We start from the raw sequence: 10732 nt of genomic DNA on the forward strand, positions 1-10732 counted from the left end.
ATCGCTCCTTGGAACAAAGGGAAACAGGGGGTTGCTTCGCGTCATGACACAGGAGCCATGTTTCGGCCAGCACATCAAGCGGGTTTCCCGCCGCAGCGGATGGAATTCGCGGAATACTTCTCGGCAGAGGCGTAGCACCCGATGACGGACACCAGCGTCCCGGGACGGCAAGCTAGCCCGCTCAGCCCCCAGGCCTTACGGCTGGAGGACATGGCCCGGCTGTTGTCGGCCGCCGGGCCGAAGGCGGTCACCCTGGCCATGCTCCAAGCGGACATCGACGCCGGGGCTCCGACGAACGCCGACGGCACGATGAACCTGGTGCATTACGTCGCGTGGCTCTTGAAGGAGGCCGGCCGTGGCGATTGACCCCAGGCGACTGCGTCCGAGCGAGCTGTGCCGGCTGGTCAACTCCACGCCGTTGGGCACGGTGCTGGATGAGCGGCAATTGCACCGCCACCGCACGCGCGCGGGCTTTCGCGTCGGCGACGGGCGGCATGTGGACCTGTTCCGCTACGCGGCGTGGCTGGTAGAGACTAGAGACTGTAGGCGGCAGGCTGAAGGGAAATGCGTATCCTCCAGCCTACAGTCTACAGCCTACAGCCTCTTGAAGGAGCGTGCGGCGGCACGGAACAAGGCCCTGTCGCTCGCCGGACGTGACATCGGCGAACTACCGGCGGTGGTCAAGCCCGAGCGGAAAGCGCGGGCCGAGCACGACTTCCGCTTCTTCTGCGAGCAGTACTTCCCGATGACGTTCCACCTGCCGTGGTCGCCGGATCACCTGAAGGTGATGGCCAAGATCGAACAGGCGGTGCTCCGCGGCGGACTGTTTGCGATGGCCATGCCCCGTGGGGCGGGCAAGTCGTCCCTGGCCGAGACCGCCTGTCTCTGGGCCGTGCTCTACGGCCACCGGGAGTTCGTCTGCCTGATCGGCTCGGACGAAGGCCACGCGATTGCCATGCTCGAGTCGATCAAGATGGAACTGGATGGCAACGAGCTGCTCTTGGAAGACTTCCCCGAGGTGGTCTACCCGATCCATTGCCTGGAGGGCATCGCCAATCGTTGTGCCGGGCAGCTCTACCGGGGCGAGCGGACGCACATCGGCTGGACCGCCCGGGAGATCGTCCTGCCGACGATCCCCGGAAGCAAGGCCTCCGGCGCGATCATCAAGGTGGCAGGACTGACGGGTCGCATCCGGGGCATGAAGTTCAAGCGGGCCGATGGGCACACGGTAAGGCCCAGCTTGGTCGTGCTCGATGATCCGCAAACCGACGAGTCGGCCCGAAGCCTTTCGCAGTGCGCCACGCGTGAGAGCATCCTGGCCGGCGCCGTGTTGGGCCTGGCTGGGCCCGGCAAGAAGATCAGCGGCATCATGCCCTGTACGGTCATCCGCCCGGGCGACATGGCCGACAACATCCTCTCGCGCGACAAACACCCAGAATGGAACGGCGAGCGCACGAAGCTTGTCTACAGCTTCCCCACCCATGAAAAGCTCTGGCAGAAATATGCCGAACTGCGTGCCGAAAGTTTTCGCCGCGGTGGGCACGGCGAAGAGGCGACGGAGTTCTACCGCCAGAATCGCGAGGCCATGGATGAAGGGGCCGTGGTAGCCTGGCCCGAGCGCTACAACCACGATGAGCTTTCGGCCGTGCAGCATGCCATGAATCTGAAGCTCCAGGACGAGCGGGCCTTCTGGGCCGAGTACCAAAACGAACCCTTGCCTGAGGAGTCGGCCCAAGAGGAGGACCTCTCTGCCGATGCAGTCGCCGCGAAGCTGAACCGGATGCGCCGCGGCGAAATACCGATCGGGTGCAATCACCTCGTGATGTTCATCGACGTGCAGCAGCACTTGCTGTTCTTCGTGGTGGCGGCCTGGGAGGATGATTTCACGGGCTACGTGATCGACTATGGGACCTATCCCAGGCAACAGCGGCCGTATTTTACGCTCCGCGACGCCCGGATCACGCTTGCGGCCGCAACCAAGGCCGCCGGCGTGGAGGGGGCGATCTATGCGGGGCTGGAGAAGCTCACCGGCGACTACCTGGGCCGCGAGTTCCGACGGGATGATGGGGCCTGCCTGCGGATCGAGAGGTGTTTGATCGACGCCAACTGGGGCCAATCGACGGATGTGGTCTACCAGTTCTGCCGCCAATCGGCCCATGCCGCCGTGGTGATGCCCAGCCACGGGCGGTTCATCGGGGCGTCCAGCCGCCCGTTGAACGACTACCAGCGCAAGCCGGGCGATCGCTGTGGGCTCAACTGGCGCATCCCGAACGTCCAAGGCCGCCGGGCCGTGCGCTATTGTGTCTACGACACGAACTTCTGGAAGTCGTTCGTGTACGCCCGGCTGGCCGTGGCGATGGGCGACCGGGGGTGTCTTTCGCTCTTTGGCGACCGGCCGGACGAGCACCGGCTTTTCGCCGAGCACGTGACGGCCGAGTATCGCGTGAAGACCGAGGGCCGCGGCCGGACCGTGGACGAGTGGAAGCTGCGTGTGTCGGCCGGCGACAACCACTGGCTGGACTGCCTGGTGGGCTGTGCGGTGGCCGCGTCGATCCAGGGGGTTTCGCTGCCGGGAATGGCCGCCGAACCGGGCAAGGATCGCCGGCGAGTCAGCTTTGCGGAGCTTCAGCGGAGGAGGCGAAGCCATCATGGATGATGCATTCCAAGTCCCAAGCGGCACGCCCCAAGCCCCAAAGCCGGAGCGTGGCATCGCCTGCCCCCGGTGCGGGTGTTGCCACTTGCGCACCACCCACACCGAGCCCTTGCCGAGCGGCCGCATCCGCCGCCGCAAGGTCTGCCGCCACTGCGGCAGACGGATGGTGACCTACGAGCTGCCCCCTCGCCTGGTAGGCCCGGATCGCTAGATGTAGCACGATTTCGGGATTCCGGGCGAAAAACTCCGACAGTTCGGCCTCAGGCCGGGTAGGTCAACTAATAGGGGATGTTCACGCCAAGTCCTGGCCTGGCATCCTCGTGAGGCAGGTTCGCGTTTGCCGGAGACGAAGCAGGTGGCCGACGACCTTGACGACACCATCCGCCAGAACGCCCAAGGACCGGCCAAGGTCGCCGGCGACGCGGGCAGTGTCGAGCAGCATCCGCTTTCGGAGCAAATCGAGGCGGACCGCTACCTGGCCAGCAAGGAGGCAGCTGGCAAGACCAAGCGCGGCCTGAGGTTCAACAAGCTCGTCCCGCCGGGGGTGAACTGAGTTGTTCGCGTGGATGCGTCTTGTGTGGCCAAGGAAGGCCACCCCTGTTCGTCATCGCCTGCGTTCGTGGCGGGCAGCGCTTCCCCTGCGTGCCCGCTACGACGCGGCGATGACCACCGAGGACAACCGCCGGCACTGGGCGGCCGCCGATGGGCTTTCCGCCCGGTCGGCCAACAGCCTCGAGGTCCGGCGCATCCTGCGTAACCGCGCCCGGTACGAGGTGGCCAACAACAGCTACGCCCGCGGGATCGTGCTCACGCTGGCAGCCGACACGATCGGGACCGGCCCGCGGCTCCAGATGCTCACCCTAAGCGCCGAGGCCAACCGGCGGATCGAACAGGAGTTTGCCCGCTGGGCAAAGGCAACGGGCTTGGCCGAGAAACTCCGCACGATGCGCATGGCCCGGGCGCAGGACGGCGAGGCCTTTGCGATACTGACCAGCAACCCGCGACTGGCCACCCAGGTCAAGCTCGACCTTCGCCTGGTCGAGGCCGACCAGGTGACCACGCCGGACGCCAGCGCCCTTGGCGCCAATGCCGTCGATGGGATCGTCTTCGATTCGAGCGGCAACCCGGTCGAGTACCACGTGCTGCGGGACCACCCGGGCGATGCGCTTGTGGCTTTGGGCCTCCAGTACGACCGCCTGCCGGCCGAGTCGGTGATCCACTGGTTCCGCATGGACCGCCCTGGCCAGGTTCGCGGCATCCCCGACATCATGCCGGCCTTGCCGCTGTTTGCCCAATTACGGCGGTTCACGCTGGCGGTGATCGCCGCTGCCGAGACGGCGGCCGATTTCGCCGGCATCCTCTACACCGACGCCCCGCCGGGCGGCGAGGCGGACGCGGCCGAACCGTTCGAGCCCATCGAACTGGAGCAGCGGGCGTTGGTGACCATGCCCGGCGGCTGGAAGATGAGCCAGCTTCAGGCCGAGCAGCCCGCCACGACCTACGCCGAGTTCAAGCGTGAAATCCTCAACGAGATTGCCCGCTGCCTCTCGATGCCGTACTGCGTCGCAGCGGGCAACAGTAGCGGCTACAACTACGCCTCCGGCCGGCTGGACCACCAGACCTACTACAAGAGCCTGCGGGTCGAGCAGGCCCATCTTGAGACCGTGGTTTTGGATCGCGTGCTGGCCGCCTGGTTGGACGAGGCGGTGCTGATCCCCGAGTTATGGCCCGAAGAATTGGGGCCGATGCCGGAGTGGCCGCACCAGTGGTTCTGGGACGGGCAGGAGCACGTGGACCCGGCCAAGGAGGCCACGGCCCAGGCCACGCGCCTGGCCAGCCACACCACGACCCTGGCCTACGAGTACGCCCGGCAGGGCCGCGATTGGGAAGAGGCCCTGCGTCAGCGGGCCAAGGAACTGGCCCTGATGCGCGAGCTGGGGCTTTCGCCCACACAGACCGTGCCTGGGCCGGCATCAGATGACCAGGACACGGATGAGGAGGACGAAGAGGAGGAATCGACGAATGCCGCTACCGCAACGTAAGCCGGACGAATCGCATGATGAGTTCATCGAGCGGTGCATGGGCGATGCCGTGATGGTCGAGGAGTTCCCCGACGCGGCGCAGCGCCGGGCCGTCTGCGAGCGACAGGGGAAGGTGCGCACGGAGGCGCACCTGAACCTGGTCTGCGATCCCGGCTCGATCACGATCGAGGCGGTAGAGGATGGTCCTGCGGAGGGCAGGCCGCGGCTGCCGCGGTTCTCGATGGTGGCCTACACGGGCGGGCCCATGCGGATCGCCGGTTGGCGCTATCCCGTAGTGGTGGACCTAGCCGGGCTGGCGATTCCCTCGCAAAGCCGGCCGATCCGCTTCGGCCACGACATGGCAAGCGGCGTGGGGCACACCGACGCCATCCGCATCGAGGACGGCCGCCTAGTGGCCACAGGTGTCGTCTCCCGCGACACGCAGGCCGCCCGGGAGATCGTCGCCAGTGCCCGCAATGGCTTTCCCTGGCAGGCGTCGATCGGGGCGGCCGTTGAGGAGTTCGAGTTCGTCAAGGAGAACCAGAAGGTGCTGGTCAACGGCCGCCAGTTCAGCGGCCCGGTGAACGTCGTCCGCAAGGCCACGTTGGGTGAGATCAGTTTCGTGGACCTGGGGGCCGACGGGGCGACCAGTGCCAGCCTGGCCGCGGCCGGCTTGCAAGCAAGCCAAAAGGAGAACCAAGCGATGGAGAGCCTTTCCGACACCAATCCTCAAGTGCAACCTGGCGAGCCTGCGGACACCCGCGTCGCGGCGGACGGAGGCGACTCTGGGCCCACTCCCCAAGTCCCCAGTCCCAAGCCCCAGACCTCTGACGCCCAGGCCGCTGAAGCCGCGCGGGTGTTGGCCGTCCGCATGATCTGCGGCGGCAAGCACCCGCAGATCGAGAGTCAAGCGATCCAGGAACACTGGGACATTAGTCGCACAGCGCTGGCTGTCTTGCGGGAGGAACGCCCCAAAGTCCCGGCCGTTCATGTCCGCAGCGCAGAGGTCGTCACCGAGCGACTGCTCGAGGCCGCCTGCATGCTCACGGCCAAGGCTGCCCAGGTGGAGGAGCTCTTCGACGAGCCGACCCTGGAGGCAGCCACGCGCCGGTTCCGCGGCGGGATCGGTCTTCAGGAGCTTCTCTTGGAAGCCGCCTGGGCCAACGGCTACCCGGGCCGGAACTTCCGCGACAGCCGCGCGGTGCTCCGCTTCGCCTTCCGGCCCGAGTTGGAGGCCGGGTTCTCGACGATCGACATCGGCGGCATCCTCTCCAACGTGGCCAACAAGTTCCTCTTGGACGGGTTCTTCTCGGTCGAGCGGACCTGGCGGAACATCTGCGCGGTGCGGAACGTCTCGGACTTCAAGACGGTGACGAGCTATCGCCTCATCGGCACGGACCAGTACGAGCAGGTCGCCCCGGGCGGGGAACTCAAGCACGGCACCCTCGGCAACGAGACCTACACCAACAAGGCCGACACCTACGGCCTGGTCCTGTCGATCGACCGCCGGGACATCATCAACGACGATCTGGGGGCCATCACCACCGTGCCTCGCAAGTTGGGCCGCGGTTCGGGCTTGAAGATCAACGACGTCTTCTGGAGCACGTTCCTGGATAACGCCAACTTCTTCACGGCGGCCAACCGCAACTACCTGGAAGGGGCCGATACGGCCCTTTCGATCGACGGCCTGACCAAGGCCGAGGTGGCGTTCATGGACCAGGTGGACAGCGACGGCAAGCCGATCGGGATCATGCCGGCGATCCTCTTGGTGCCTACGGCCCTTTCGGCTATCGGCTCGCAGCTCTACAAGTCGATGGAGCTGCGCGACACCACGAGCAACAAGAGCTACCCGGTGGCCAACCCGCACCAGGGCAAGTTCCGGGTGGAGGTGAGCCGCTACCTGTCCAACAGCCAGTATGCGGGCAGTTCCAGCAAGGCCTGGTACTTGCTGGCCACGCCGGACGACCTGCCGGTCATCGAGGTCGCGTTCCTCAACGGCCAGGAGAGCCCGACGATCGAGACGGCCGACGCGGACTTCTCGGTGTTGGGCATCCAAATGAGGGGGGTGCATGATTTTGGAATCGCCCTGCAAGATCCGCGTGGCGGGGTCAAACTGAAGGGGGAAAGCTGAGCATGATGCAACATAGCGCCAGGGTCAACGAATCCTGCGCCTAACCCAGGAATAGGAGATCACTTCAATGCCTACGGCTGTTTTCATCCAGGATGGACAGACGGTCGACTACACGCCGCCGGCCGATTGTGCGGCCGGCGATGTGGTGGTCCAGGGGGACCTGGTGGGCATCGCCCGCAGCGCCATTCCCGCCGGCACGCCGGGCTCGCTGGCCGTGGCCGGGGTGTTCGACCTGTCCAAGGCGAGCGCGACGGAGTTCGCGGCCGGGGCCAAGGTCTATTGGGACGCCACCAATAAGCTGGCCGTAACCACAGATGGCGGTGGTGCCAACAAGCTGGTAGGCAAGGCCGTCCGCGCGGCGGGTACCGGGGCGACCACCGTCCGCGTGCGACTCAGCCAGTGACGATTTCTATGGGCGACCTGCTCGACGATGGCCTCGGCTGGCTAGCCGAGAAGCTCAAGGCCCACGCCTCGCGGCCGATTGTTTATCGACGCGGGACCGACGAGGTGACTGTCCAAGCGATCGTCGGGCGGACGCTGCTAAAGCTGGACGATGGCTACGGCGGCGTGCGTATGGAGTGGACCGACCGGGATTTTTTGATCGCGGCGGAGGACCTGATTCTCGGTGGCCAGACGACGTTGCCCAGGCGGGGCGATCAGATTCGAGAAAACCAGGACGGCAAGACCCTGGTCTACGAGGTGCTTGCGCCAGGCGGTGAACCCGAGTGGCGATGGAGCGATCCGCACCGCAAGCTGCTGCGGATTCACACCAAACGGATCGGCGAGGAGTGACACCAGAGGCTGAAGACCGAAGGCTGAAGGAAATGCGATGACGCGATTACTTGCTCTGGCTGGACTATGTTGCCTTCTGGGGCTGGCGGCCGCGGGCCTTGCGGCCACAGTCGGCGGCAACCGATCCCCCGACGGGACCGAGGTCCAGTGCGACTTTCCGGTGGAGCTGCATCGCCGCAACACCACCTCGCGTGGCCAGGGCTGCTGCGTGTGGACCTCGATCCACCATGCGGCCCTGTGGCAGAACGTGCCGGCCTATCAAGAGGCCCCGAAGTGGATTCAGGAGCATGGGGTACCGGGCGGGGCGTATCCCGGGGCCGTCGAAAAGTACCTGCCCGAGATGGCCCGGCAGCGTGGGGCAAGCCAGGCGCCTGCATTTCTGAACTACGAAGGCAATGACCTGGACCTGTTGAAGCTCGCCTGCCGCACGGGCCGGATGCCCGCGGTCACCTACAGCTATAGCCCCAGCGGCCGCTATGGCGGCGGCCGGATCGCCCACATGGTCAACCTGGTCCATGCCGACGATCGCTACTTCGCCGTGCTGGACAACAACTACATCGGGGAAAACCAGATCGAGTGGATGACGCCCGAAGAATTCCGGCGTTCGTGGACGGGACTCGGGAACGGCTGGGCGGTGATCCTGTTGGCATCGCCCCCGCCCCCTGTACCGACCAACTGAGGCGTGGGACATGAGACGTGGGGCCTGAGGAGCCAGTGCCCATCCCCCCGCCCCAAGTCCCAAGCCCCAAGCCTGTAAAGGACCTGACATGTACGCACTCTTGTTGCCGCTTTTGCTTGGCCAGTGTGGGCCGAACGGTTGCTCCATCCCGTCGGGTTGGCCCCAGTGGCAACCGATGGTTGTCGACCGCATGGTGTGGCAGCCGGCCGTGTTCGATGTCGAAGTTGTTCCGCAGGATGGCCAAGTCTGGTTCGATGGCCACGCGGTACGACTTCTGAACGGAAAGGGGCGCGTCCAGACGCCGCCCTTGGAGCCGGGCCGGCGCTACCGGTATCGCGTGACGGCCCGCTGGGGCGATGCCCATCGCCAGTGGACTCTGAGCTTTTCGCCGGGCCAGACGGTCCGCGTGGTGCTGCGGCGCGATGAGCCTTCGCCCTCGACGTCGGGAAGCACCGCGGGAACAAGCGGCGCGTCCGCCGCTTCGCCGTCGCCGCCGGCTTCGACCAAGCCGGCTCAGCCGCCACCGCCGCCCTCGCCGCCCCAGCCGTCTTCGACCGCCCCTGACCTTGCCGGCCGCGCCGCGCCGCGCGATGGCCCCGGCGCTGCGCCGGCGTCCAAGCCGGAAGGCCCGTTGCCGGTGGTGGAACAGGACGGGGTCCAGAACTTCGGCATCGATCGAGCCGGCCTCGACGGTTCGGCCGAGCGGATCACGCTGGGCGGCCGCCAGATCACGCGGGCAGAGGCAGCGCAAATCCTCCAGGCCGGCAGCCTTACCGACGATAGCGGCAAGTTGCGCCTGACCGTGATCGGCACGGAATCCGATCGCCGCCGGGTGCTCGACGACTTGAAAGGTTCTCTGAGCGATATCGCCAACCAATGCCTGGTCCAGGACTACCCGCCCGATCACTGGGCCGTGGCGGGGGCGGGCTTCTACACGGCCGGCAAGCCGACGATCTACGTCCAGGCCCCAGACGGCAAGGTCCTGCATCGGCAAGACGACTATGCCGACGGGGCGGAAGGCTTTCGGCAGGCCTTCGAGCGATTGCGCAAGCCCGATCCCGACTATCGCCCCGACAAAGACCGCGACTTGAGGCGGCCGGCGGACGGGCTGCTGTCCCGGCTGCTCGATGTCCTGGCGCGCCCTTTTCGGGTGATCCTCTCGTGGCTTCTGGCCGCGGGCGTGGTGTTCGTTTTGATCATGCTGGTGATGAAAGGCTGGCTCGTCTACCTCTTGGGCCTGTTGGTGAATCTTGTGCCCGGACCGCCCAAGACGGCCGGCACAGCGCAAAGCCAAGCCGTCAAGAGCCGACGGGCGCGGCCATCGGCCGCCAAGTCGCGCGCAAGGAGGTGATCCGCGTGTCCACGATCGTAGCGCTGGCCGATGCGGTCGTCTCGGAACTGAACGCCGAAGGATGGAGCCTACCCTTCGCTGCCCGGCGGCTCTATCGGCCACGGTTCGAGCCGGCGGACCTCAAGACGCTCCAGGTGAGCGTGGTCCCCAGGGCCTTGGTGATCGAGGCCGCAAGCCGCGCGGACGACAGCCGCCAGTACCAGATCGACCTGGCCGTCCAGCAGAAGCTCGATGCCGAGTCGTCCGAAGAGATCGACCCGCTTCTGGGGCTGGTGGAAGAGATCGCCCGGCACTTCCGGCTGCGGCGGCCGGCGGCGATGCCGTCCGCTTTGTGCGTGAAGGTGGAGAACGAGCCGGTCTATGCGGTCGAGCATCTCGACGAGCTTCGGTGCTTCACCAGCATCCTCACGCTCTCGTTTCGCGTCGTGGGGTAAGCGATGGTGGGAATGAAGGTGAAGACCAGAAGCCAGATGCACAAGGTCGCCCGGAAGGCCAAGCGGGCCAATATCGAAAACCTCGGCCATGCCGGCGGTGCGATCCGCCTGGCGGCGGTGCGGAGCGTTCGCAAGCGGAAAGGGCCGTCGCCAACCGGCCAGCCGCCGCACACGCACACCCGCCGTCTGCCCCGGGCGATCAAGTACGCCGTCGAGAAATCTCGGCAGGCGGTGGTGATCGGGCCGGATGTCGAGTCGTTTGGCACGGCCGGCAAGGCCCATGAACACGGCGGGCATTATCGGCGCGAGCGATACCCGAAGCGCCCCTTCATGGGCCCGGCGTTGGAGAAGACAAAAGACCGCCTGCCGAAGCTGTGGGCCGGTTCGGTGCGATAGACAACAGACCGCGGACGCCAATCCGTGAGCAAGAAGCGGAGGAACTGACAGTATGGCAACCAATTGGAAACTGGGCCGCGAATGCACGCTGTCGATCGGCGGCAGCCAGTTGAAACTGGTCAAGGAGGTGACCGTCGAACTGGGCGGCAGCGAGGCCGACGTCACTACCCGGGATAGCCAGGGCGTCAAGCGTACTGTGGTGGCACTGAAGGAGCTCAGCATCTCGGGCACGGCCCTTTACACACCCGATGGGGCTGTCCAGGCCCTGATCGCCG

Annotated in this window: 13 protein-coding genes; all 13 read left to right on the forward strand. The window is 66.1% G+C overall.

What is annotated here, in order from left to right; genetic code table 11:
- Positions 1-141: 141 nt before the first annotated feature.
- Entirely contained in the window at positions 142-366 is a 225-nt protein-coding gene (locus ACYQ6J_RS06000; protein ID WP_460183278.1) for a hypothetical protein, read from the forward strand.
- Entirely contained in the window at positions 356-2656 is a 2301-nt protein-coding gene (locus ACYQ6J_RS06005) for a terminase gpA endonuclease subunit (RefSeq protein WP_460183279.1), read from the forward strand. The genes ACYQ6J_RS06000 and ACYQ6J_RS06005 overlap by 11 nt, the downstream gene beginning before the upstream one ends.
- A complete protein-coding gene (locus ACYQ6J_RS06010) occupies positions 2649-2864 on the forward strand; it encodes an NrdR family transcriptional regulator (RefSeq protein ID WP_460183280.1) in 216 nt (71 codons plus the stop codon). Before ACYQ6J_RS06005 ends, ACYQ6J_RS06010 begins: the two co-directional genes overlap by 8 nt.
- Positions 2865-3008: 144 nt before the next feature.
- Positions 3009-3206 (forward strand): hypothetical protein, encoded by a 198-nt coding sequence (locus tag ACYQ6J_RS06015; protein ID WP_460183281.1) that lies wholly within the window; start codon positions 3009-3011, stop codon positions 3204-3206.
- 109 nt (positions 3207-3315) lie between these two features.
- The gene (locus ACYQ6J_RS06020; RefSeq protein WP_460183282.1) at positions 3316-4695 is read left to right on the forward strand and encodes a phage portal protein; all 1380 of its coding nucleotides are present in this window, start codon (positions 3316-3318) and stop codon (positions 4693-4695) included.
- Entirely contained in the window at positions 4676-6805 is a 2130-nt protein-coding gene (locus ACYQ6J_RS06025; RefSeq protein WP_460183283.1) for a phage major capsid protein, read from the forward strand. The genes ACYQ6J_RS06020 and ACYQ6J_RS06025 overlap by 20 nt, the downstream gene beginning before the upstream one ends.
- A gap of 67 nt (positions 6806-6872) precedes the next feature.
- Entirely contained in the window at positions 6873-7208 is a 336-nt protein-coding gene (locus tag ACYQ6J_RS06030) for a DUF2190 family protein (RefSeq protein WP_460183284.1), read from the forward strand.
- 8 nt (positions 7209-7216) lie between these two features.
- Positions 7217-7597 (forward strand): hypothetical protein, encoded by a 381-nt coding sequence (locus tag ACYQ6J_RS06035; RefSeq protein WP_460183285.1) that lies wholly within the window; start codon positions 7217-7219, stop codon positions 7595-7597.
- A 37-nt stretch (positions 7598-7634) separates the two neighbouring features.
- Positions 7635-8276 (forward strand): hypothetical protein, encoded by a 642-nt coding sequence (locus tag ACYQ6J_RS06040; protein ID WP_460183286.1) that lies wholly within the window; start codon positions 7635-7637, stop codon positions 8274-8276.
- A gap of 88 nt (positions 8277-8364) precedes the next feature.
- Positions 8365-9627: a hypothetical protein gene (locus tag ACYQ6J_RS06045; protein ID WP_460183287.1), complete on the forward strand. Its 1263-nt coding sequence runs from the start codon at positions 8365-8367 to the stop codon at positions 9625-9627.
- Between the two features lie 5 nt (positions 9628-9632).
- Positions 9633-10061: a hypothetical protein gene (locus ACYQ6J_RS06050; RefSeq protein ID WP_460183288.1), complete on the forward strand. Its 429-nt coding sequence runs from the start codon at positions 9633-9635 to the stop codon at positions 10059-10061.
- Positions 10062-10073: 12 nt separating this feature from the next.
- Positions 10074-10457 carry a hypothetical protein gene (locus ACYQ6J_RS06055; protein ID WP_460183289.1) on the forward strand — a complete coding sequence of 128 codons (384 nt, stop codon included), beginning with the start codon at positions 10074-10076 and terminating at the stop codon, positions 10455-10457.
- Positions 10458-10509: 52 nt separating this feature from the next.
- Positions 10510-10732 (forward strand): hypothetical protein (locus tag ACYQ6J_RS06060; protein ID WP_460183290.1); only part of this gene is annotated, 223 nt, incomplete at its 3' end.

This window comes from Thermopirellula anaerolimosa, assembly GCF_054657335.1.